This window comes from Chelativorans sp. YIM 93263 (genome assembly GCF_028767125.1).
Lineage (GTDB): Bacteria > Pseudomonadota > Alphaproteobacteria > Rhizobiales > Rhizobiaceae > Chelativorans.
The window spans coordinates 1-21,745 of sequence record NZ_JAKCWP010000001.1 but is presented as its reverse complement, the minus strand read 5'-3'; the positions used below and the strand labels follow the sequence as shown (position 1 = coordinate 21,745).

At 61.1% G+C, this 21,745-nt stretch carries 21 protein-coding genes, 1 tRNA gene and 1 riboswitch; of the genes, 15 read left to right on the top strand and 7 right to left on the bottom strand.

What is annotated here, in order from left to right:
- Position 1 precedes the first annotated feature (1 nt).
- The 3 genes from tolR to ybgC form a co-directional block, all read right to left on the bottom strand.
- Complete coding sequence (gene tolR / locus LY631_RS00110) at positions 2–454, bottom strand: protein TolR (RefSeq protein WP_274423076.1); 453 nt, start codon at positions 452–454, stop codon at positions 2–4.
- Positions 454–1,185: a protein TolQ gene (gene tolQ, locus LY631_RS00105; RefSeq protein WP_274423073.1), complete on the bottom strand. Its 732-nt coding sequence runs from the start codon at positions 1,183–1,185 to the stop codon at positions 454–456. Before tolQ ends, tolR begins: the two co-directional genes overlap by 1 nt.
- A 221-nt stretch (positions 1,186–1,406) precedes the next feature.
- On the bottom strand, positions 1,407–1,877 hold the full coding sequence (gene ybgC / locus LY631_RS00100; RefSeq protein WP_274423072.1) for a tol-pal system-associated acyl-CoA thioesterase: 471 nt from the start codon (positions 1,875–1,877) through the stop codon (positions 1,407–1,409).
- 204 nt (positions 1,878–2,081) lie between these two features.
- Here ybgC and LY631_RS00095 point away from each other — a divergent pair, with 204 nt between their 5' ends.
- The 10 genes from LY631_RS00095 (at position 2,082) to LY631_RS00050 (ending at position 10,792) form a co-directional block, all read left to right on the top strand.
- The gene (locus tag LY631_RS00095) at positions 2,082–2,768 is read left to right on the top strand and encodes a DUF1236 domain-containing protein (protein WP_274423071.1); all 687 of its coding nucleotides are present in this window, start codon (positions 2,082–2,084) and stop codon (positions 2,766–2,768) included.
- A 304-nt stretch (positions 2,769–3,072) separates the two neighbouring features.
- Positions 3,073–4,629 (top strand): signal recognition particle protein, encoded by a 1,557-nt coding sequence (gene ffh, locus LY631_RS00090; RefSeq protein WP_274423070.1) that lies wholly within the window; start codon positions 3,073–3,075, stop codon positions 4,627–4,629.
- Positions 4,630–4,639: 10 nt separating this feature from the next.
- On the top strand, positions 4,640–4,978 hold the full coding sequence (locus tag LY631_RS00085; RefSeq protein WP_274423069.1) for a chorismate mutase: 339 nt from the start codon (positions 4,640–4,642) through the stop codon (positions 4,976–4,978).
- Entirely contained in the window at positions 4,975–5,499 is a 525-nt protein-coding gene (locus tag LY631_RS00080; RefSeq protein WP_274423068.1) for a GNAT family N-acetyltransferase, read from the top strand. Before LY631_RS00085 ends, LY631_RS00080 begins: the two co-directional genes overlap by 4 nt.
- Positions 5,500–5,919, top strand: coding sequence for a 30S ribosomal protein S16 (gene rpsP, locus LY631_RS00075; RefSeq protein ID WP_274423067.1), 420 nt, complete (start codon positions 5,500–5,502; stop codon positions 5,917–5,919).
- Between the two features lie 270 nt (positions 5,920–6,189).
- On the top strand, positions 6,190–7,014 hold the full coding sequence (locus LY631_RS00070; RefSeq protein WP_274423065.1) for a ferredoxin--NADP reductase: 825 nt from the start codon (positions 6,190–6,192) through the stop codon (positions 7,012–7,014).
- A 52-nt stretch (positions 7,015–7,066) separates the two neighbouring features.
- A riboswitch (FMN riboswitch) is annotated at positions 7,067–7,211 on the top strand.
- A gap of 81 nt (positions 7,212–7,292) precedes the next feature.
- The gene (locus LY631_RS00065) at positions 7,293–7,727 is read left to right on the top strand and encodes a 6,7-dimethyl-8-ribityllumazine synthase (protein ID WP_274423063.1); all 435 of its coding nucleotides are present in this window, start codon (positions 7,293–7,295) and stop codon (positions 7,725–7,727) included.
- 364 nt (positions 7,728–8,091) lie between these two features.
- A complete protein-coding gene (locus tag LY631_RS00060; RefSeq protein WP_274423061.1) occupies positions 8,092–8,841 on the top strand; it encodes an electron transfer flavoprotein subunit beta/FixA family protein in 750 nt (249 codons plus the stop codon).
- Positions 8,842–8,865: 24 nt separating this feature from the next.
- Positions 8,866–9,795 (top strand): electron transfer flavoprotein subunit alpha/FixB family protein, encoded by a 930-nt coding sequence (locus LY631_RS00055; RefSeq protein ID WP_274423060.1) that lies wholly within the window; start codon positions 8,866–8,868, stop codon positions 9,793–9,795.
- Positions 9,796–9,910: 115 nt separating this feature from the next.
- Positions 9,911–10,792 (top strand): 3-hydroxybutyryl-CoA dehydrogenase, encoded by an 882-nt coding sequence (locus LY631_RS00050; protein ID WP_274423059.1) that lies wholly within the window; start codon positions 9,911–9,913, stop codon positions 10,790–10,792.
- A gap of 24 nt (positions 10,793–10,816) precedes the next feature.
- On the opposite strand, the gene LY631_RS00045 is transcribed toward LY631_RS00050, so the two are convergent.
- The 3 genes from LY631_RS00045 to tlpA form a co-directional block, all read right to left on the bottom strand.
- The gene (locus tag LY631_RS00045) at positions 10,817–13,111 is read right to left on the bottom strand and encodes an acyl-CoA dehydrogenase (protein ID WP_274423057.1); all 2,295 of its coding nucleotides are present in this window, start codon (positions 13,109–13,111) and stop codon (positions 10,817–10,819) included.
- Between the two features lie 81 nt (positions 13,112–13,192).
- Positions 13,193–13,552, bottom strand: a complete 360-nt coding sequence (locus LY631_RS00040; RefSeq protein WP_274423054.1) for an MliC family protein — start codon at positions 13,550–13,552, stop codon at positions 13,193–13,195.
- A gap of 53 nt (positions 13,553–13,605) precedes the next feature.
- On the bottom strand, positions 13,606–14,277 hold the full coding sequence (gene tlpA, locus LY631_RS00035; protein WP_274423052.1) for a thiol:disulfide interchange protein TlpA: 672 nt from the start codon (positions 14,275–14,277) through the stop codon (positions 13,606–13,608).
- A gap of 33 nt (positions 14,278–14,310) precedes the next feature.
- Here tlpA and argH point away from each other — a divergent pair, with 33 nt between their 5' ends.
- The 4 genes from argH to LY631_RS00015 all read left to right on the top strand — a co-directional run bounded on the left by argH (position 14,311) and on the right by LY631_RS00015 (position 17,460).
- The gene (argH, locus tag LY631_RS00030) at positions 14,311–15,732 is read left to right on the top strand and encodes an argininosuccinate lyase (protein ID WP_274423050.1); all 1,422 of its coding nucleotides are present in this window, start codon (positions 14,311–14,313) and stop codon (positions 15,730–15,732) included.
- A gap of 33 nt (positions 15,733–15,765) precedes the next feature.
- Positions 15,766–15,969, top strand: coding sequence for an LPS translocon maturation chaperone LptM (gene lptM / locus LY631_RS00025; RefSeq protein WP_274423049.1), 204 nt, complete (start codon positions 15,766–15,768; stop codon positions 15,967–15,969).
- 10 nt (positions 15,970–15,979) lie between these two features.
- Positions 15,980–17,245: a diaminopimelate decarboxylase gene (gene lysA / locus LY631_RS00020; RefSeq protein ID WP_274423048.1), complete on the top strand. Its 1,266-nt coding sequence runs from the start codon at positions 15,980–15,982 to the stop codon at positions 17,243–17,245.
- Positions 17,246–17,383: 138 nt separating this feature from the next.
- Positions 17,384–17,460: transfer RNA gene (locus LY631_RS00015), tRNA-Arg, on the top strand.
- Between the two features lie 127 nt (positions 17,461–17,587).
- Here LY631_RS00015 and secA read toward each other — a convergent pair.
- Positions 17,588–20,311 carry a preprotein translocase subunit SecA gene (gene secA, locus LY631_RS00010; protein WP_274423047.1) on the bottom strand — a complete coding sequence of 908 codons (2,724 nt, stop codon included), beginning with the start codon at positions 20,309–20,311 and terminating at the stop codon, positions 17,588–17,590.
- A gap of 259 nt (positions 20,312–20,570) precedes the next feature.
- Between secA and LY631_RS00005 the strand changes: the two genes are divergently transcribed.
- Positions 20,571–21,470: a peptidylprolyl isomerase gene (locus tag LY631_RS00005; RefSeq protein ID WP_274423046.1), complete on the top strand. Its 900-nt coding sequence runs from the start codon at positions 20,571–20,573 to the stop codon at positions 21,468–21,470.
- Positions 21,471–21,745: the final 275 nt, after the last annotated feature.

Here is a 21,745-nt window from a genome sequence, read left to right as displayed (position 1 = left end):
GTCAGCTATCCTGTTCCTGCAAGGTGACCAGTCCGAGGTTGCGGTATCCGGCGGCGGAAATGCGCGCCATCACCCGCATGACCGTGCCATAGTCGGCGGCCTGATCGCCGCGCACGTAAATGCGTTCATCATAGCCAGTCTCGGCAATCGCCTGGAGTTTCGGGACAACTTCTTCAATGGGGATTTCCGTTTCCTGCAAGTAGACCTTGCCTTCGCCATTGACCGAAATCGTGATTGGTTGAGTATCGGAGTTGAGCGCCCTTGCCTGCGTTTCCGGCAGGTCGATCGGCACGCCGACCGTCAGAAGCGGTGCGGCCACCATGAATATGATGAGCAGCACCAGCATCACATCAACAAAGGGCGTGACGTTGATCTCGGACATGAGGGCCTGACGCCGTCCGCGGCGTCGGCGCCCGCCTCTCCCTCCACCCGGAGCTGCAACCGACATGGCCATCAGGCAAATTCCTCCGTACGTTGCTGCCGCGGCGCGACTTTCTCATCGATTTGCCGCGAGAGTATGGCGGAGAATTCGTCGGCAAAGCCTTCCATCCTTGCCGCTATCTGGCCGACATCTGAGGTCAGCTTGTTATAGGCGATGGTCGCGGGAATGGCCGCCAAAAGGCCCATGGCTGTGGCGAGCAGGGCTTCGGCAATCCCGGGCGCCACCACGGCCAGATTGGTCGAGCTGGAGCCGGCGATAGCCTGGAAGGAGGTCATAATTCCGACCACCGTGCCGAACAGGCCGATAAACGGTGCGGCCGAGCCGATCGAAGCGAGAAAGCCAAGTCGCCCTTCCATGCGCTCCATCTCGCGCGCCAGGGCCAGGTCCATGGCCTTGTCGATGCGCGATTGCAGGCCAACGGGCGAGCGCGCGCCTTTCTCGAAAGACTTTTTCCACTCGCGCATGGCGGCGACGAAAATCGCCCCCATGCCGGTGGTCTTGCGCTCCGACAGTGTCCGGTAAAGCTCTTCCAGGGATTGCCCCGACCAGAAAACCTGCTCGAACCGGTTGAGTGCCGCCCGCATTCGCGAATAGGCGATCACCTTGTCGATGATGATGGCCCAGGTCCAGACCGAGGCTCCCAGAAGCCCGATCATCACCAGCTTCACCACCCAGCCGGCCTGCCAGAAGAGCGCCCAGATGGACACGTCTCCACCCGGCGCATTGAGCGCTACACTTTCCATGCCTAAACGTCCTCGCAAAATCCGGGCCGCATGATCCCCGTCCGTCGCGCCCGTCTGCCCTGAATTCCCCCGAAAGAAACCGCAACGTCTCCGCAGGTTCGTTATGCGCCTTTTTTCGGGAAAATTTGGTCAAAGGAAGGCGCTGGCGCACGGTCTGCGGGAATATTCTGTTGGACGCTTATGGTTAATTTTGCGTTACACGCAAGCTCTCAAAGCAGTGCTTATTCAGATCGGCGCAGAAACGCGTTCTTCCAGTGGGCGGGCATTCTACGCGGTTTTCCTGAAGGTCCGATGATCGCGGCCTCGACCCGCGCGCTGACAAGCAGTTCCTCTCCGTGCCTCAACTCCTGGTCCATGAAAACGCGCGCACCAGAAACATCCTCGACACGGGTCTCCACCGCCACGATATCATCGACGCGCGCAGGTCGGCGGAACTCGATCTCCATGCGCCGCACCACCCACGCCAGTTTCTCGCCATGGCTGCCATCGGCGAGTTCGGAATGATGCACGCCGGACAGGCGCAGGAAATCCGAGCGGCCCCGTTCCAGGAACTCCAGGTACCGCGCGTGATAAACGACGCCGGTAAAGTCGGTGTCGGCGAAATAGACCCGCGCCAGAAGCCTATGGCCGGTTTCCGTTAGTTCGCCCGTCAGCGCTGCGCTGATTGCGGCTTCATGCAAGCCTTGGTTCATCGCCGCCCTCCGAAAGCAAGATGGGCGAGGGGAAGAGGCACGTTCTGTCGAGCCAAACCTGTCATCCATGCTCTCCGGTGCGTTTGCAATTTTTGGCGGGATACCACGCGACCTTCTTCATGGCCAACGGAAGGTTCCTTTCGACACCGCGGAACGAATTTCTTCCCACGGTGTTCGTTAGTCGGAAATCAGGGAGTCCAAAGAATGAATATATCGACATTGAAAACCGCAACGGCCGCAGCGGCATTGCTCTCCTTTACGGGAGTCGCGGCTGCTCAGGTCACAGCGACGGCTACCACAGATCTCAACATCCGCTCGGGTCCGGGACCGGAGCACTCTGTCATCGGGGTCATAGGCGACTCTGAACAGGCGTCCATCCATGGCTGCCTGGAAGGAAGTCAATGGTGTCAGGTCAGCTATGATGGCGTAGAGGGCTGGGCCTATTCCGATTATCTGACCGGCAACTTGGCCGGCCAAGAGGAGGTGTTTATCTCCCAGCGTCCCCCGGAAGCGGACATTCCGACGGTCACCTACGAGACCACGGCCAGCACCGATGACAACAGCGGTGCCCTAGCCGGCGGCACGACGGGTGCGATCGCCGGCGCGATTATCGGCGGACCTGCCGGCGCGGCAGTCGGCGGTGCGGCCGGTGCAGTGGCCGGCGGTGCAATCGATACGGTCACGCCTCCGCAGGAAGTGGTGACCTATGTCGAGCAAAACACCGGTGAACCTGTCTATCTCGAAGGCGAGGTCGTCGTCGGCGCCGCCTTGCCCGAGACCGTGGATATCCGGGAAATTCCCGACTACGATTATCGCTACGCCTACGTTAACGGTCAGCCGGTTCTGGTCGAGCCGGGGGATCGCCGCATCGTCTACGTGATGCGCCAATAGACGCGTGATGACCGCGGCGGCGCCGTCTCGGGCGCCGCCGCGCATCCGCATTTCACGGATGCTTGCATTTTCAACCGAGACTTGACTCTTTTCCCTTTTTCAGGCTAGACGCCCGCACTTTCCGCGACGAGTGCAAACTCCGAGCAGCCGACCGGGGCATTCTCCATTCAGGAGATAGATCCCGGAGGTCAACACCCGGCAGCGCGATGCGCCCCCGGGTGCTTTTCGGCTTTGCGCGGTTTAAGCGCGCGCGCGGATGCATTACCTCTCGTGTCGGGACGATGCGAGATCATGAGGAACGCGAATGTTTGAGAACCTGCAGGAACGCCTTGGCGCAATCCTGAACAATCTCACCGGGCGCGGAGCGCTTTCGGAGGCCGACGTCTCGGCCGCTCTTCGCGAGGTGCGCCGGGCGCTGATCGAGGCCGACGTTGCGCTCGACGTCGTGCGTTCCTTTACCGACCGCGTTCGCGAGAAGGCCGTCGGCGCGGAGGTGCTGAAGTCGGTCAAACCCGGCCAGATGGTCGTCAAGATCGTCCACGACGAACTGGTCGAGATGCTGGGCGCGGAGGGCGAGACGATCGACCTCAACGCGCCGGCACCCGTCGTCATCATGATGGTGGGTCTGCAGGGGTCCGGTAAGACGACCACCACCGGCAAGATCGCCAAGCGGCTTTCCCAGCGCCAAGGCAAGAAGACGCTCATGGCCTCGCTCGACACGCGCCGTCCGGCCGCCCAGGAACAGCTCAAGCAGATCGGCGAGCAGGTCGATGTCGCGACGCTTCCGATCGTGCCGGACCAGAGCCCGGTCGATATCGCAAAGCGCGCCGTGCAGGCGGCCAAGCTCGGCGGCCATGACGTCGTCATCCTCGACACCGCCGGCCGTACCCACATCGACGAGCCGTTGATGGCCGAGATGGCCGACATCAAACGCGCCGCGAACCCGCATGAAATCCTCCTCGTCGCGGACTCGCTGACCGGCCAGGACGCGGTCAATCTGGCCGAGAATTTCAACGAACGCGTGGGCATCACCGGCCTCGTGCTGACCCGCATGGACGGCGACGGACGCGGTGGTGCCGCTCTTTCCATGCGCGCGGTCACCGGCAAGCCGATCAAACTGATCGGCGTCGGTGAGAAGATGGATGCGCTGGAGGAGTTTCATCCCAAGCGCATTGCCGACCGCATCCTCGGTATGGGCGACATCGTCAGCTTGGTCGAAAAGGCTTCCGAGACCATCGACCAGGAAAAAGCCGCGGCGATGGCCAAGAAGATGCAGGCCGGCAAGTTCGACCTGAACGATATGGCCGATCAGCTTGGGCAAATGCAGAAGATGGGCGGCATGGGCGGCATCATGGGAATGATGCCCGGCATGGGCAAGATGAAGGACCAGATGTCCGCGGCTGGTCTCGACGACAAGACATTCGCCCGCCAGATCGCCATCATTCAGTCGATGACGCCGAAGGAGCGCGCCCATCCCGAACTTCTGAAGCACAGCCGCAAGAAACGCATTGCAGCCGGATCCGGCACCGATGCCGCGCAGATCAACAAGCTTTTGAAGATGCACCGCCAGATGGCCGACATGATGAAGGCCATGGGTGGCAAGGGCAAGAAACGCGGCATGATGCAGGGCATGATGGGCGGCATGGCCCAGAAGATGGGCCTCGGCGGCATGGGTGGCATGCCCGACCTTTCCAAGATGGACCCCAAGCAGTTGGAGGCTCTGCAGAAAGAGGCGGAGAAGGCCGGGCTTTCGCAAGGCGACTTGCCGAAGGGGTTACCGGGTCTTCCCGGTGGCAGCGGTGGCTTACCCGGCCTGCCTGGAAGCGGCGGCGGCCTGCCCGGCCTGCCGAAGAAGAAGTGATGGGGCGGGAATGAGCGCGGACAGGGATTCCATTCAGGCGCAGCTTCAAGAGCTGCGCGCTTCCATCGACAACATCGATGCTGCGCTCGTTTACGTGCTGGCCGAGCGTTTCCGCTGCACCAAGGCGGTGGGTGTCCTCAAGGCGACGCATGATCTGCCGCCGGCCGATCCGGCCCGTGAGGAACAGCAAATCGCAAGGCTGCGGCGCTTGGCCGATGACGCCAATCTCGACCCGGATTTCGCGGAGAAATTCCTGAATTTTATTATCAAGGAAGTGATCCGCCATCACGAGGCGATCGCCGAGGAGCACGGCAACAGCACGGTCACACCGAAAGAGGCGGAGGCATGATCCCCGTGCTGGAAAGCGAGCGCCTCGTGCTGCGCGGCTGGCGCAAAGACGATTTTTCGGCTTACGCGGCCTTCCGTGCCGACCCTGAGCGCACACGCTATATTGGTGGGCCGCAAGCGGAGTGGAATGCGTGGACGCGCTTCACCTCCATGATCGGCGAGTGGGCGCTCAACGGCTATGGTCTTTTCGCCGTCGATAGCAAGGAAGACGGCGCGACGGTCGGCTTTGCCGGATTGTGGCATCCGCCGTACATCGACGGACCGGAGCTGGCCTGGTCGCTGTACGCGGGCTTCGAGGGCAACGGTTATGCGCTCGAGGCCGCCAGGTGCGCCCAGGTCTGGGCGCGTGAAAAGGGCCTGCCGCCGCTGATCAGCTTTGTGCACCCCGAGAATCTGCCGTCACAGGCGGTAGCCGAGAGGCTGGGGGCGATGCCCCTGCCGCCAACCACCCTGCGCGGCGAACCGCGCTTGCGTTTCCGGCACATCATGCCGGCTCAGAACTCAGCAAAAGGAACAGAGTAAATGGCACTGAAAATTCGTCTGGCCCGTGCAGGCTCCAAGAAGCGTCCCTACTACCACATCGTGGTGGCCGATGTGCGCGCTCCGCGCGACGGCCGCTTCATCGAGCAGCTCGGCTCCTGGAACCCGACACTGCCCAAGGACGCCGAGCGCGTGAAGCTCAAGGAGGAGCGCATCAAGCATTGGCTCGACAATGGCGCCGTGCCGACCGACCGCGTTCTGCGCTTCCTCGATCAGGCGGGTCTGGCTAAGCGTCCGGCGCGCAGCAATCCGAAGAAGGCCCAGCCCGGTCAGAAGGCGCAGGAGCGTCTTGAGGCCGCGCGCCAGGCCGAGGAAGATGCCAAAGCCGCCGCTGCCGAGGCAGAGTCCGCCGCTGCTGAGGCGCCCGCCGAAGAGGCTGCCGGCGAGGAAGCCACGAGCTAGGCAAGGCCAACTCGTCACCTTCCGAAGGCTTGCATTTTGGGGGACGGCGTCTTGTCAACGCCGTTCCCTCCTACGATATGGCGTGAAAATGTGTCGCTTTTTTCATCTGCCGGTGAAATGCGAAACGCGAGACCTTTTGCGCCACCGCCCTTTGGCATAGGTCTTTGGCATCGGTAGCTGTTCCGAAAGCAAGTTCACGGATTTTGCAGGACGTGCGCCGTGCCGCCACGTCTGTGAGGCATTGTCGAAACCGGACAAGGACGACGTTCAATGAACACCGCGATGCAGAAACCCGAAGCTGTCCAGACGCTGGACTACCCCATTCCCTCCGGCGTCTATGCGGAGCGCGTGGTTTCGGTGAAGCATTATACGGACCGGCTTTTCTCCTTCCGCATCACGCGACCGAGGAGCTTCCGTTTTCGCTCGGGCGAGTTCGTGATGATCGGCCTGCCGAACGCGGAGAAACCCGTCTTCCGCGCCTATTCCATCGCAAGTCCGAACTGGGATGAGGAAGTGGAGTTCTTCTCCATCAAGGTGCCGGACGGTCCGCTGACCCAGCACCTGCAGAAGATCCAGCCGGGCGATACCGTGCTCATGCGACAGAAATCGACCGGCACACTGGTCAACGATGCGCTCACGCCGGGCAAGCGGCTTTACATGATCTCGACCGGCACGGGCATCGCGCCGTTCGCCAGCCTCGTCCGCGATCCGGAAACCTACGACAAGTTCGACCAGCTCATCCTCACCCACACCTGCCGTGACAAGGCGGAGCTGAAATATGGTGAGGAGCTGATCGCCGCGACGCGTGAAGATCCGCTGATCGGGGAACTGACCGGGGGGCGGCTGCACCATTTCACCTCCACGACGCGCGAGGAATCGCCACGCATGGGTCGTATTACAGCGCTCATTGAAAATGGCGAGCTCTTCTCCGCCCTCGGCACCGCGCCGTTCGACCCAGCCCAGGATCGCGTGATGATCTGCGGCTCCATGTCGATGCTGAAGGACGTCAAGACGCTGGTGGAAGAGGTGGGCCTCAAGGAAGGCTCCAACGCCGAGCCTGCGGACTTCGTCGTCGAACGCGCTTTCGTGGGGTAGGGCCCGTCGCCCTTTCAGATATTGCCAGCTTGCTGTCTTCCTCGTACTGTGCAGGTGTTCTCAGGGCGGGGTGGAAGTCCCCACCGGCGGTGTGCAACACCCGTTGCGAGCCCGCGAGCGCCTTCCGCTGGAAGGGTCAAGCAGATCAGGTGAGATGCCTGAGCCGACGGTAACAGTCCGGATGAAAGAGAACGCGCATTCCTGCTGTCCTTCTGGACCGTCAGGATCGCTCGTGATCGCCTTGGGTGAGATGTGTCTGTTTGCCAAAGGAGATCACCGTGACACACACCCGCTACGCATTCATCAAGGCCAACTGGCACGCCGACATTGTGGATCGGGCGCTTGATGGATTCTGTGAGATTGTTCCGGCTGAACAGGTCGATGTGTTTGATGTTCCGGGCGCATTTGAGCTGCCGCTGCTTTCGCGCGATCTTGCCGCGACGGGGCAGTATGCTGCCGTTGTCGCCGCCGCGTTCGTTGTAGATGGAGGGATTTATCGCCACGAATTCGTAGCGCAAGCGGTCGTGGACGGCCTGATGCGCGCTGGCCTGGATACGGGCGTGCCCGTCTTGTCGGTTTCGCTGACGCCGCACCAGTATCAGGAGACTGAACACCACACGCAAATCTACCGCACGCACTTTGTCGAGAAAGGACGCGAAGCTGCAAAGGCGGCTCTGATGATCGGGAGAACACGCGCGGCAGCGGCGGCGTAGACCTTCGGCAGGACCCGGCCGGCTGTCCCTCCCGCTTTCTCCAATCGTCCAGCCTGAAGAGGGGGCGCGAAGGAGCGCTGACGGTCGTGAATGCCGGCTTATAATTACGATGTTGGGGCCGGCACTTCTGAGCAATCCGAAATCAGAAACCGCCCCGGCCACAGGCACTCCAAACCGTGTAAACAGGTATATTGACCTGTGTGTCGGGCCTCTTTACGGTCCAGCGACCTGCGGCGTATGGCGGCTTTGGGGAGCATTTCCGCGCCCTTCCAATTTGTCCTCAGGCGTGACGGAAATAGAGCATCGCACGGCTTCCACCGCTGCTATTCAGCGCCCACCGTGCAATAGAGAGAGGTGAACGCGTATGAAAGTCCTTGTACCGGTAAAGCGGGTGATCGATGCCAATGTGAAGCCGCGCGTTAAGGCGGATGGCTCCGGCGTCGAGCTCGCTAATGTCAAGATGGCCATGAACCCGTTCGATGAGATCGCGGTGGAAGAGGCCATCCGCATGAAGGAAGCCGGCAAGGCCGAAGAAATCGTAGTTGTTTCCATCGGCCCGCAACAGGCGCAGGAGACGCTGCGCACGGGGTTGGCCATGGGGGCTGATCGGGCCATCCTCGTGAAGACCGACTCGCCTGTGGAGCCGCTGGACGTTGCCAAGATCCTTAAGGGCGTGGCCGAGGAGGAGAAACCCGGCCTCATTATCCTTGGTAAGCAAGCGATTGACGATGATGCAAACCAGACGGGACAGATGCTCGCCGCCCTTCTCGGCTGGGCCCAGGGGACCTTTGCCTCCAGCATTGAACTGAATGGAGAAAAGGCGAGTGTCACGCGCGAAGTCGACGGTGGCTTGCAGGTCGTGGAGCTAAAGCTTCCGGCCATCGTGACGACCGATCTGCGGCTCAACGAACCGCGCTACGCTTCGCTCCCCAATATTATGAAGGCGAAGAAGAAGCCGCTCGACGAGAAAAGCGCGGGCGACTACGGCGTTGAGGTGAAAACGCGCCTCAACGTGCTGAAGACCGAGGAACCCGCGGGCCGCCAGGCCGGCGTCAAGGTCGGCTCCGTAGCCGAACTGGTCGAAAAGCTGAAAAACGAAGCCGGCGTTCTGTAAGGCGGCAGGGAAAGGACAAAACCAATGGCAATACTTCTTGTCGCGGAACACAATAACGAGGCGCTTTCCGATCAGACCGCCAAGACCCTTTCGGCGGCGGCACAGATGGGCGGTGATATCGACATCCTGGTTGCCGGCCAGAGCGCCAAGCCGGCGGCCGAAGCTGCGGCCAGGCTTTCCGGCGTTCGCAAGGTGCTGCTGGCCGAAAGCGACGGCCTGGCCGAGAGGCTGGCGGAGCCGCTTGCGGCAACGATCATTTCGCTCGCCGATGGTTATGACGCCATCGTCGCTCCTGCCACTACGACCGGCAAGAACGTCATGCCGCGCGTTGCCGCACTGCTCGATGTTATGCAGGTCTCCGACATCGTAGAGGTCGTGGACGCGAAGATCTTCAAGCGCCCGACCTATGCCGGCAATGCCATCCAGACGGTCGAATCCACGGATTCCAAGCTGGTCGTGACGGTGCGCACCTCCGCCTTCCAGGCGGTAGAGGAGGGCGGTTCCGCTGCGGTGGAGGCCGTGAACGCAGCGGATGACCCTGGTGTATCCTCCTTTGTGGAAAACCGGATCGAGGCAAGCGATCGTCCCGATCTCACATCCGCCAAGATCATCATCTCGGGCGGCCGCGCGCTTGGCTCCTCCGAGAAATTCCAGGAAGTCATTCTGCCGGTCGCGGACAAGCTCGGTGCGGCGGTCGGCGCCTCGCGCGCGGCGGTGGACGCCGGTTATGCGCCGAATGACTGGCAGGTCGGCCAGACCGGCAAGGTCGTGGCGCCCGATCTCTACATCGCTTGCGGCATCTCCGGAGCCATTCAGCATCTGGCGGGCATGAAGGACTCCAAAGTCATCGTTGCCATCAACAAGGATGAGGAAGCGCCGATTTTCCAGGTGGCCGACTACGGTCTGGTTGCCGACCTGTTCGAAGCCCTGCCGGAGCTCGAAAAGGCTCTTTGACAACGCGGCAGACGCGTGCACAAACTGTGGAGGGTGGGGTAGACGCGTCGGCCCCGCCCTTTTACTGTTGCAGTGCAGCAAAGATGGAGGCGCACCCTCCGTGACGGGAACAGGCATGACAAGCAACATCAAGACAGTAGGCGTTATCGGCGCCGGACAGATGGGCAGTGGAATCGCCCACGTGACCGCCCTCGCCGGTTATCAGGTGAAACTCTACGACATCTCCGCCGAGCGGATCGAAGCGGGTATTGCCACCATCACCGGCAATATGGCGCGCCAGGTCAGCTCGGGGAAGCTTGACGAGTCAAAGCGGCAAAATGCCCTCTCTCAGATTTCACCGGCGAATGCGATGGATGATCTGGCCGATGCGGATCTCGTAATCGAGGCGGCCACGGAGGACGAGTCTGTCAAGCGTAAGATTTTTGCGCAGCTCTGCCCGGTCCTGAATCCGGAAGCATTGCTCGCCACCAATACCTCCTCCATTTCCATTACGCGCCTGGCAGCCCAGACCGACCGGCCCGAGCGGTTCATCGGCATCCATTTCATGAATCCCGTGCCGGTGATGAAGCTGGTCGAAGTGGTTCGCGGCATCGCCACAGAGGAGCCGACCTTCGAGGCGGCCCGTGATTTTGTCGAAAGGCTGGGCAAGACCATTACGGTGGCGGAGGATTTCCCCGCTTTCATCGTCAATCGTATTCTGTTGCCGATGATCAACGAGGCCATTTACACGCTCTACGAGGGTGTCGGCTCCGTGGAAGCCATCGACACCGCCATGAAGCTCGGCGCAAACCACCCGATGGGTCCGTTGCAGCTCGCAGACTTTATCGGTCTCGACACCTGCCTTTCTATCATGCAGGTGCTCTATGAGGGATTGGCCGATTCGAAATACCGGCCCTGCCCGCTGCTGGTTAAATACGTCGAGGCGGGTTGGCTTGGCCGCAAGGCTGGCCGCGGGTTTTACGACTATCGGGAAGACCCGCCCGTGCCGACGCGATAGGCGATCGCGCCGGCCGGTATGTAATCACTGCGCCGGCTGCGTCTGCTTCCGCCGGCTGGCGCCTTTCCGGGCTGGCGCCCTTTTCTTTTTGTGCTGATCGGCAATCGGCGATATTTCCCCGGCCGGGAACGCATCGACGGCAATCACTTCTTCGACCGCGGCCTGTGCTCTCACGAGCCGGTCGTGTTCGTCTTCCGAGATAATGCCTTTTTCCAATGCCTCCTGCGCATCTTTGATGCGAGCCTCGCGCATCTTTTTCTCGACCGCGGCCGAGCCGTTCACCAGTCGGAAGGCCTCCTCCAGATCCTTGAGCGGATGGTTTTCGTGTCCTTCACCGAGATATATGTCCGGCGTCAGCCGGTCACGTTGAGCGGTGGGTTGCATGAGCGCCTGGGCAAGCGTCGTCGTCAGCTTGTCCGAAGGAACCGGATCAGGAACACCGAAGGGATATGCGACGATGCGGACCAGCCAGGCCGCCCACCGCGCCGGAAGATTGTCGAGCACACCGCGAAATGCGGTGGCGATGCGGCTTTCGCCGTCCTGCATGAGGTAATCGACGATCGGCTGGTCTTCTTCCTGATGCCCCTCATCCTCAAAACGCTTCAGGACGGCGCCCAGAAGATAGAGCTCCGCCAGAACGTCGCCGAGGCGAGCGGAGATAAGCTCCTTGCGTTTGAGCGCCCCTCCGAGTGTCAAAAGCGCCAGATCGGCCGTAAGAGCGAAGGCGGCAGCATGGCGTGAAAGCTTTTTCCAGTAGCGCAGGTTTGCTGCATTTCGAGGCGCCGGGCCGACCGTGCCCCCGGACCAGCCGCGCAGAAAGGCCCGCCCGGCCGTCTTCAGCGAGTGGCCGACATGCGCCCAGAATGCCTTGTCGAAATTGTCCAGACCACGCTTTTTGTCTTCGTCACCAAGCGCAAGCATCTCCTCGAGAATAAAGGGGTGAGATCGAATCGCCCCCTGCCCGAAAATCATCAAGTTGCGGGTCAGTATATTGGCGCCTTCGACGGTGATGCCGATCGGAATGGAGCGATAGCCCGCCGCCAGATAGTTGCGCGGACCTTCGATGATTCCCTTGCCGCCGTGGATGTCCATGGCATGCTCGAAGGAGCGGCGCATACGCTCCGTCGCATGATACTTCATGATGGCGGAAATCACCGACGGGCGGTGCCCCTGATCGAGCGCCGAGATGGTCAGTCTGCGCGCCGCATCGACAAGATACGCGTTGCCGGCGATTTCGGCCAGCGGTGCTTGAACCCCTTCGAACATGCCTACCGGTACGTTGAACTGGGTGCGTACCCGCGCGTACGCCCCGGTCGATCGCGCGCATGCAGCCGCTGAGGCTGCCGATTGCGAGGGAAGCGAAATGCTGCGTCCGGCGGCAAGCGCCGTCATCAGCATGGTCCAGCCTTGGCCGATCTGTTCTTCGCCGCCGAGGATCCGGTCCAGCGGGACAAAGACGTCCTTGCCGTAAAGCGGCCCGTTTTGGAAAAATGTCTGAAGCGGGATATGCCGTTCCCCGTAACTGACGCCCGGTGTATCGGTCGGCAACAAGGCAACGGTTATGCCAAGTTCTTCCCCGCGCCCAAGGTGATTCTCGGGGTCGCGCATTTTGAACGCCAAACCCATGACCGTGGCGATCGGCCCGAGTGTGATGTAGCGCTTGTGGAAGTTCAGCCGCACGCCCAGCACCTTCCTGCCCTTCCAGGTGCCGTATTCCACCACTCCCGTGTCAGTCATCGCTGCGGCGTCCGAGCCGGCATGCTGTGAGGTCAATCCGAAACAGGGGATCTCCCGGCCATCCGCCAGGCGCGGTAACCAGTAATCACGCTGCTCGTCCGTGCCGAAATGCATGAGCAATTCGCCGGGGCCGAGCGAGTTCGGCACCATCACGCTCACCCCGGCAACGACACTCGCCGAGGAAATCGTCCGCACCACCTCCGAATGGGCGGTGTTGGAGAATCCGAGTCCACCATATTTCTTCGGGATGATCATGCCGAAGAATTTTTTCTCGCGCATGAAATCCCAGACCGGCTTCGGAAGGTCGCGGTCGCGCCAGTTCAGCGTCCAATCATCCACCATCGCGCAAAGCTCGCGCACCGGCCCGTCCATGAAGGCCTGCTCTTCCTCGGACAGCCGGGCCGGCGGCACCGCAAGAAGCTTGTCCCAGTCCGGATTTCCACTAAAGAGCGCTCCGTCCCACCAGACTGTGCCGGCGCCGATCGCCTCGCGCTCGGTCTCGGAGATGGGGGGCATGATGCGTGACGCCCACCTGTATAACGGTGAGGTGAGATTGTCGCGGCGAAGGGTGCGAAAGCTCATGGGCGCTGCCTCTCCTTTGCGGCCTGACTATACAGCTAAGTTTGTGGCCGCGAGCCAGTTTCAATAAAAGCGGCGCGTTGGTCAGCGCTGCTCGGTGCATTCGAGGACGGGCGGCGCGTCCTCGCCGTTTCTGAGGTCATATAGTGATGCCTGCGGCCCTTTGGTCCACCAGATGAAGGGCCCCGCGGCGTAGCGTGCACCCGATGCCGAAAGCACATTGGACGCTATCACGGGTTCGCCTTCGTGGGCGAAGACCGCCAGGGAAACCGGCCCGGCGTTCACGTATTCGACAGACATCATCGCCTGGCTGCCGCAATCGTAAGTGGCATCGATACGCTCGGCGGAAATCTCACCCGCCTCCGGCAGTTCGATGGCGAGTTCGATGGAACGAGCCGCCACCGTGGAGGCGGTAAGAAAGGCAATCAGGAAAAGAAATCGCATCGCAACCCTCCTTTCTCCAGGGAGGATAGTCACAACGGCAGTTTACGCAAGCGTCAACTTTCGGAAGGCAGCGCCGCCTCGATCAGTTGTTGTGCATCGTCACTCGACCATTCGGCGGGACCGTTCATATGCGCCAGAAGACAGCCCTCCTCATCAACCAGCACCGTCACCGGCAGGCCGAGACCCAGCCCGCGCGTCTTCAGTTCGTTGAAGATCTCCATCGAACTGTCGCGGTAATCGGCAAGTGACTGGATGCCGATCTCATTCAGAAAAGCCTGGGGTTTTTCGTCGCTTCCACGATCTACATTGACCGCAACCACCTCGAAGCGGTCGGACCCCTTGTCCGCCTGCAACTCATCCAGCGCCGGCATTTCGGCACGGCAGGGCGCGCACCACGTGGCCCACAGGTTGATAAGCAGCGTCTTGCCGGAAAAATCGGCAACGCTCATCATCTCCCCATCGGGGCCATTGAAGCTGAGGTCGGTTAGCGGCTGGGAAGGCTCCGCAGGTATCAGAGCGGCCACTTCTCCTTGAATGGCAGGCTCGACGGCAGCGATCTTTTCTTCCGCGGCGGTGCAGGTGGCTTCGTCCGTACTGCCCGCGAGAAGCTTGCCATCCTGGCCGCTGATCACGTATAGGGCCACGATTGCGCCGGCGACAATACCCGCGATCGCAGACAGCGCAAACGGTTTATACGTCAGCCAATTCCAACTGATCTTCGGCATCTCAGATTTTCACTCCGGGGCCTGATTAACACGATGAGCGAAAACAAAACCAGCAACGACATGTGGGGCGGACGTTTTGCCTCAGGTCCGGACGCCATCATGGAAGCGATCAATGCTTCCATCGATTTCGACCGCAAGCTTTATGCCCAGGACATTCGCGGCAGCCTGGCACACGCCGCCATGCTCGCTAAAACTGGCATAATTTCGGCGGACGACGAACGAAAGATCGCTCACGGGCTCAACACGATCCTGTCAGAAATCGAAGCAGGCGAGTTCGAGTTCTCCGCCCGGCTTGAAGACATCCACATGAATGTGGAAGCGCGGCTTTCGAAACTGATCGGCCCGGCGGCAGGGCGTCTCCACACCGCACGCTCCCGTAATGACCAGGTCGCCGTAGACTTCCGTCTGTGGGTGAAGGAGGAGCTCGAGCGCATCGAGGCAGCCCTCACGCATCTCGTCGAGGCGTTTCTGGTTCGCGCCGAGGAGCACGCCGCGACGGTCATGCCCGGCTTCACGCATTTGCAGGCCGCGCAGCCGGTCACTTTCGGTCACCACCTGATGGCCTATGTCGAAATGTTCGGCCGCGACCGTTCGCGCGTTCGCGATGCGCTGGAGCGCCTCGACGAGTGCCCCTTGGGCGCTGCCGCGCTTGCCGGAACGGGCTTTCCGATCGACCGGCATATGACAGCGGAAGCTCTCGGTTTCCGCGAACCGACCCGTAACTCGATCGATACGGTTTCCGACCGCGATTTCGCGCTCGAGTTTTTGTCGGTTGCGGCGATCTGCGGTACGCACCTCTCGCGGATGGCAGAAGAGATCGTCATCTGGGCGACACCCCAGTTCGGCTTCGTGAATCTTTCGGATGCCTTCGCCACCGGCTCTTCAATTATGCCGCAGAAGAAAAATCCGGACGCGGCGGAGCTCACTCGCGCGAAGATCGGCCGGATCAACGGCAATCTTGTTGCCCTTCTTACCGTTATGAAGGGGCTTCCGCTCGCCTATTCCAAGGACATGCAGGAGGACAAGGAGGCCGTTTTCGACACCGCCGAGACGCTCGATCTCATGCTCGCGGCCATGACGGGCATGGTGAAGGATCTGGAGGTCAACAAGGCGGCCATGAAAAAGGCCGCCGGCCACGGATATTCCACGGCGACTGATCTGGCCGACTGGTTGGTGCGCGAAGCAGGTCTCCCGTTCCGTGAAGCTCATCACGTAACCGGAAAGGCCGTTGCCCTTGCGGAAGAGCGTAAATGCGCGCTGGAGAAGCTGCCGCTCGCCGATCTTCAGACCATTCACTCCGCCATTACCGACGATGTCTATTCGGTGCTCTCCGTGGCAAATTCGGTCAAGAGCCGCACCTCCTATGGCGGCGCGGCTCCTGCGGAAGTGCGCAAGCAGATCCGCGCCTGGCGCAGAAGGTTGAAACGGGGTGCAAGCCCGGTCAAAAAAAGCTAGAAACGCTTCTGCAAACTTGGGATTGGATGGCAGATGAAAATGCGCGCAACGCTCCCCCTTCTCGTGCTCGCCCTTGCGGTAGGACTGACCGCCTGCGGCCGCAAGGCTCCGCTGGATACGCCCTATGAAGCGGCGGTCGAGGCGCGGGAAGAGGCCGAGCGCAACGACGAGCCCCTGCCTCCGGAACCGGAGAGACCGGTTCGCGACCGCCCTTTCATCCTCGACAAGTTGATTTAGAGTCCGCTTCGTGAACCACTTTCAATACCGCAACGGCGTTCTTCATGCGGAAGACGTGCCGGTGCCGCAGATTGCGGCGGGTGTCGGCACGCCGTTTTATTGCTACTCGACCGCCACCCTGACACGTCACTACGAGGTGTTCAAAGGTGCGCTCAAAGATCTCGATTCCCTCGTCTGTTACGCGCTGAAGGCCAATTCCAACCAGGCGGTTGTGAAGACGCTGGCACAGCTCGGCGCTGGCGCGGACGTTGTCTCCGAAGGCGAATTGCGCCGCGCACTGGCCGCCGGCATACCGGCTGAAAAAATCCTGTTCTCCGGCGTGGGCAAGACGGCGAGAGAGATGGATTTTGCGCTTCAGGCCGGCATTCTCTGCTTCAATGTCGAGTCCCTGCCGGAGTTGGAGCTGCTTTCGGCCCGCGCAACGGCGCTGGGGCTGCAGGCGCCGGTCTCACTGCGGATCAATCCTGACGTGGACGCCAGGACGCACCGCAAAATCTCCACCGGGAAGGCGGAGAACAAGTTCGGCATTGCGGCGAAGGACGCGCGGGCTGCCTATGCACGCGCGGCGGATCTGCCAGGTTTGCGTATAACCGGTATCGATATGCATATTGGTAGTCAGATCACGTCACTGGAGCCGTTCGACCAGGCTTTCGCCCGTCTGGCCGATCTGGCCGGAACGCTCCAGAACGATGGCCATGCCATCGAGCATATCGATCTTGGGGGCGGTCTGGGGGTCCCTTACCACGAAGGCAATGAGGCACCGCCCTCGCCGGAAGCTTACGCCGAGATCGTGCGCAAGCATGCCGCGCCCTTGGGTCTGAAGGTGATGCTGGAGCCCGGCCGACTCATCACGGCTAATGCAGGCATCCTGATTTCGGAAGTGATTTATGTGAAGGAAGGTGAGGCGAAGAACTTCCTGATCGTCGATGCAGCGATGAACGACCTCCTCCGCCCGACGCTTTATGATGCCTATCACGCCGTTTGGCCGGTGAAGGAACCTGCGACCGACACGCCGCTCACTACCGCGGATGTGGTCGGTCCCGTTTGCGAAACCGGGGATTTTCTGGCACAGGATCGCAATATCCCGGCCATGAAAGCGGGCGATCTGCTCGCCTTTGCTACCGCCGGCGCCTATGGCGCGGTTCAGGCCAACACCTACAATTCCCGCCTTCTCGTAGCGGAGGTTCTGGTGAATGGCGATCGCTTCCATGTGGTCCGACCGCGCCCGAGCTATGAAGACCTGATCGGCCTCGATTCGCTGCCCGACTGGCTATGACCTTGCGGTTGGTGTCGGGACAGATCCCCAGCTCTTGCCCGCTATTTTCCTATTCCACGATGGCGATCCCAATTTTGATCCATTCTGGACATTCTAAAATGGATTTCCACGGCATCATACTGTATCAGGAATCAGATTGGCCCCGTAGCTCAGTCGGATAGAGCAACGGATTCCTAATCCGTAGGTCACAGGTTCGAATCCTGTCGGGGTCGCCACCTTCCAGAGGGTTCGACCCGGAGAAAATCCTCTCGTCTCAAAAGACTGAAGCAGCCGCAGCCCCGAAGGCCTCCTCAACCGCTGACACATATGCGGTAGCTCTGCCTCAAGAGGAGGGAGAGCTACTTAGGTGAATGCCCCGTGACAGTGCTTGTACTTCTTGCCCGAGCCGCAGGGGCAGGCTTCATTGCGGCCGACCTTGCCCCAGGTCGAGGGGTCGTTCGGGTCGCGCTCCTCGGCTATAGCGCGATTGTCGACACGCGGCAGCGTCATCGTATCGCCATCCATCTCGTCTTCGCCGGTCGTCTTGTCGACGTGATGGGCTTGCATGGGCGGAGTTTCGGGCGGCGGAGCCTCGGCGGCTTCACGCACGAGTTCGACCCGCATGAGTTGTGCGGTCACGGTCTGGCGCAGATTGCCGAGCATGGCCTGGAAGAGCTCGAACGATTCGGTCTTGTACTCATTTAGCGGATCGCGCTGGGCGTAGCCGCGGAAGCCAACCACTGAACGCAAATGGTCGAGATTGACCAGATGCTCGCGCCACAGATGATCGAGCGTCTGCAGCAGGACGGATTTTTCTACATACGCCATGATATCGGGACCGAAGCGTTCGGCCCGCTCGGCCGCCGCCTTGTCGACTGCTTCGGTGATACGTGTGCGGATATCGTCTTCGGCGATGCCTTCTTCCTGCACCCACTCCTCGATCGGCAGATCGAGATTGAGATGCGTGCGCACGCCTTCCCTTAGACCCTTGGCGTCCCACTGTTCGGCATAGGCCTTTTCCGGGATGTGCGTGGCGACGAGCTCGTCGATAACGTCGTGGCGCATCTCGGCGACCGTCTCGCCGAGGTTCTCGCCGTCCATCAATTCCAGCCGCTGCTCGAAGACGACCTTTCGCTGATCGTTCATGACGTCATCGAATTTGAGCAGGTTCTTACGGATGTCGAAGTTGCGCGCTTCGACCTTCTTCTGCGCCTTCTCCAGCGCCTTGTTGATCCAGGGATGGACGATGGACTCGTCTTCCTTCAGACCCAGCTTCTGCAGCATGCCATCCATGCGGTCGGAGCCGAAGATTCGCATCAGGTCGTCTTGCAGAGACAGGTAAAACTTCGAGCGGCCGGGGTCGCCCTGGCGACCGGAACGGCCGCGCAACTGGTTGTCGATGCGGCGGCTCTCATGTCGTTCGGTGGCCAGAACGTAAAGGCCGCCGGCAGCGATCGCCTTATCCTTCAGCTTCTGGACATCCTCGCGGACCGCCTTTTCCTTCGCCTCGCGCTCGGCACCCTCCGGCATGTCGCCCAATTCCTCGGCGACACGCATGTCGGGGTTGCCGCCCAACTGGATGTCGGTGCCGCGGCCTGCCATGTTGGTGGCGATGGTGATCGCGCCGGGCTTGCCGGCCTGCGAGATAATCGCTGCCTCGCGCTCGTGGTGGCGGGCGTTCAGAACCTCGAAATCCTTAATGCCTTCCTTGCGCAGAAGCTCGGCCAGGATCTCCGATTTCTCGATCGAAGTGGTGCCGACGAGGATCGGCTGGTCCTTTGCCCTGGCCTCTTTTATCTCCCGAACGATCGCGCGGTACTTCTCCTCGACCGTCCGGTAAACCTCGTCGTCCTCATCAATGCGCTGGATCGGAAGGTTGGTCGGGATCTCGACGACGCCAAGACCATAAATATTGGCGAACTCCTCCGCTTCCGTCGCGGCGGTGCCCGTCATGCCGGCCAATTTCCCGTACATGCGGAAGTAGTTCTGGAAGGTGATGGAGGCCAGCGTCTGGTTCTCGGGCTGGATCTTGACGTGTTCCTTGGCCTCGAGCGCCTGGTGAAGGCCTTCCGAAAAGCGCCGGCCGGGCATCATGCGGCCGGTGAATTCGTCGATGATGATGAGATCGCCATCGCGGACAATGTAGTCCTTGTCGCGCTGGAAAAGCTTGTGTGCTTTCAGCGCGTTGTTCAGATGATGAACGATGGAGACGTTTTCGATGTCGTAGAGTGACTCGCCCTTGAAGAGTTCTGCCTCGCGCAGCATCTCTTCCACCTTCTCGGTGCCTTCCTCGGTGAAGGTGGCTGTCCGCTGCTTCTCGTCGATCTCGTAATCTTCCTCGCTCAGCTTGGGGATGAAGGAGTCGATCGTGGTATAAAGGTCGGAACGGTCGTCCAGCGGACCGGAAATGATCAGCGGCGTGCGCGCCTCGTCGATGAGAATCGAGTCCACCTCGTCGACGATGGCAAACGCGTGCCCGCGCTGCGTCATCTGGCTGCGCTCGTGTTTCATGTTGTCGCGCAGATAATCGAAGCCGAGCTCATTGTTGGTGCCGTAAGTGACATCGCAGGCATAGGCGGCGCGACGCTCTTCATCCGACAAGCCGTGAACGATAACACCGGTGGTCAGCCCGAGAAAGCCGTAGACGCGGCCCATCCATTCGGAGTCGCGGCGGGCGAGGTAATCGTTGACCGTGACGACATGGACGCCATCGCCGGTAAGGGCGTTGAGATAAACGGGAAGGGTGGCGACCAGGGTCTTTCCTTCACCTGTCTTCATCTCGGCGATCGAGCCCTCGTGCAGCACCATGCCGCCGATGAGCTGGACGTCGAAGGGCCTGAGGCCGAGTACGCGGCGTGCCGCCTCGCGCACCACGGCAAAGGCGGGGACGAGCAGGTCGTCCAGCTTTGTGCCATCAGCCAGTTTTTTGCGGAATTCCTCGGTCTTGCCGCGGAGCGCTTCATCGGACAGCCCCTTCATTTCATCTTCCAGGGCGCCGATTTCATTCACGCGGGGCATGAAACCCTTAACGCGGCGTTCATTCGAAGAGCCGAAAATCTTGCGGGCAAGGCCGCCGAAACTGACCATACGCTGGTCCTTTCAATTCGCGATGTTCCGGCGCTCAAGCACCGGTTCGTTCCGCCACTCGTTCGAGCCAGGCAGGCAGATTGCCAAGAGGTGCGTCCAGAATGTTTCTGGACGCCGGATGGTTGGAGAGATAAGAGGGGGCACCTGTTATGTCAACTTGTAGGAAACCTGCGTCCGATCGCAAAATTCCGCCGCATTCGTAGGCGGTTTGGCGCGTAACCCCGAAGCGGGCAAGTCGCAATCGACCGGAGAGTTCTTTATGCACGATATCATTCGCAAATCCCTGGCGACGCATGTTGCTGTGGCTGGGCTTGTCGTCGCGTTGGGCGCGGCACCGGCCATGGCCCAGGAAAGCGAAGTGGTTGCCACGGTAAACGGAGAGCCCATCACGCAGACCGATCTTGAGCTGGCGGAAGCCGAGCTCGGTGCGCAGTTTGCGCAGCTTCCGGACGAGCAGCGCCGCGCCGCCGCCCTGTCCTCGGTCATCGACATCAGGCTCTTTGCTTCCGAAGCCGAAGAGCAGGAACTCGACCAGACCGAGGCGTTCCAGCAGCGCATGAATTTTTTGCGTGATCGGGCACTGCACAGCGCCCTTGTCGACCAGAACGTGGTTGAGTCCATCTCGGACGAAGAAATCAGAGAACGCTACGAGGCTGAGGTCGCCAATCTGACGATGCCGGAAGAGGTTCGCGCACGCCACATCCTGGTCGAGACCGAGGAAGAGGCAAACGAAATCATCCAGCAACTCGACGAGGGGGGCGATTTTGCCTCGCTCGCGGAAGAACACTCCCAGGACGGCTCGGCAGCGGAAGGTGGCGACCTCGGCTATTTCGCCGAAGGTCAGATGGTGCCGGCTTTCGAGGAAGTCGCGTTTTCGCTGGAGCCGGGTACCTATACGGAAGAGCCTGTCGAGAGTCAGTTCGGCTGGCACGTCATCAAGGTGGAAGACAAGCGCACCCAGGAGCCGCCGGCGCTGGAACAAGTCCGGGATCAGATCCGCTCGTTGCTGGTCAGCGAGAAGTATGTCGAGATGCTTTCCTCGTTGAGAGAGAGCGCCGAGCTTGAAATCTCCGACGAGGACCTGGCTGCCACGGTGAACCAGCTTCACGAGCAGCAGCAATCCAGAACTCCGGCACCGGAAGCAGACAGCCAGCAGTAGCGGCGCTCGGGCAGGGGAGAGATCCCACGGCCGAGTACGCGATACAGCCACCCGTTCCCTGACATCCACCTTGTCCCTTGACGGAAGGTGGTCGCCGGAGGGACGGGTTCCTCGCTAACGCACCCGTTCCGCCTCGCGGCGCTCGGCACCTCCCCCGTCCGAGGGGGAGGGGGCGTGTCGCCACCCCCGCTCGTGCCTGTCTTCATCGCGCTTTCCGAGGCTTCGCATCTCAGGATGAGGTGAAGGCATACCTATTCGTTCCCGCGCGGTGGTCC

What these genes read in the sequence shown, in the direction of transcription:
- tolR (WP_274423076.1), bottom strand. Translation starts at nt 454, where the DNA reads ATGGCCATGTCGGTTGCAGCTCCGGGTGGAGGGAGAGGCGGGCGCCGA.
- tolQ (WP_274423073.1), bottom strand. Translation starts at nt 1,185, where the DNA reads ATGGAAAGTGTAGCGCTCAATGCGCCGGGTGGAGACGTGTCCATCTGG.
- ybgC (WP_274423072.1), bottom strand. Translation starts at nt 1,877, where the DNA reads ATGAACCAAGGCTTGCATGAAGCCGCAATCAGCGCAGCGCTGACGGGC.
- LY631_RS00095 (WP_274423071.1), top strand. Translation starts at nt 2,082, where the DNA reads ATGAATATATCGACATTGAAAACCGCAACGGCCGCAGCGGCATTGCTC.
- ffh (WP_274423070.1), top strand. Translation starts at nt 3,073, where the DNA reads ATGTTTGAGAACCTGCAGGAACGCCTTGGCGCAATCCTGAACAATCTC.
- LY631_RS00085 (WP_274423069.1), top strand. Translation starts at nt 4,640, where the DNA reads ATGAGCGCGGACAGGGATTCCATTCAGGCGCAGCTTCAAGAGCTGCGC.
- LY631_RS00080 (WP_274423068.1), top strand. Translation starts at nt 4,975, where the DNA reads ATGATCCCCGTGCTGGAAAGCGAGCGCCTCGTGCTGCGCGGCTGGCGC.
- rpsP (WP_274423067.1), top strand. Translation starts at nt 5,500, where the DNA reads ATGGCACTGAAAATTCGTCTGGCCCGTGCAGGCTCCAAGAAGCGTCCC.
- LY631_RS00070 (WP_274423065.1), top strand. Translation starts at nt 6,190, where the DNA reads ATGAACACCGCGATGCAGAAACCCGAAGCTGTCCAGACGCTGGACTAC.
- LY631_RS00060 (WP_274423061.1), top strand. Translation starts at nt 8,092, where the DNA reads ATGAAAGTCCTTGTACCGGTAAAGCGGGTGATCGATGCCAATGTGAAG.
- LY631_RS00055 (WP_274423060.1), top strand. Translation starts at nt 8,866, where the DNA reads ATGGCAATACTTCTTGTCGCGGAACACAATAACGAGGCGCTTTCCGAT.
- LY631_RS00050 (WP_274423059.1), top strand. Translation starts at nt 9,911, where the DNA reads ATGACAAGCAACATCAAGACAGTAGGCGTTATCGGCGCCGGACAGATG.
- LY631_RS00045 (WP_274423057.1), bottom strand. Translation starts at nt 13,111, where the DNA reads ATGAGCTTTCGCACCCTTCGCCGCGACAATCTCACCTCACCGTTATAC.
- LY631_RS00040 (WP_274423054.1), bottom strand. Translation starts at nt 13,552, where the DNA reads ATGCGATTTCTTTTCCTGATTGCCTTTCTTACCGCCTCCACGGTGGCG.
- tlpA (WP_274423052.1), bottom strand. Translation starts at nt 14,277, where the DNA reads ATGCCGAAGATCAGTTGGAATTGGCTGACGTATAAACCGTTTGCGCTG.
- argH (WP_274423050.1), top strand. Translation starts at nt 14,311, where the DNA reads ATGAGCGAAAACAAAACCAGCAACGACATGTGGGGCGGACGTTTTGCC.
- lptM (WP_274423049.1), top strand. Translation starts at nt 15,766, where the DNA reads ATGAAAATGCGCGCAACGCTCCCCCTTCTCGTGCTCGCCCTTGCGGTA.
- secA (WP_274423047.1), bottom strand. Translation starts at nt 20,311, where the DNA reads ATGGTCAGTTTCGGCGGCCTTGCCCGCAAGATTTTCGGCTCTTCGAAT.
- LY631_RS00005 (WP_274423046.1), top strand. Translation starts at nt 20,571, where the DNA reads ATGCACGATATCATTCGCAAATCCCTGGCGACGCATGTTGCTGTGGCT.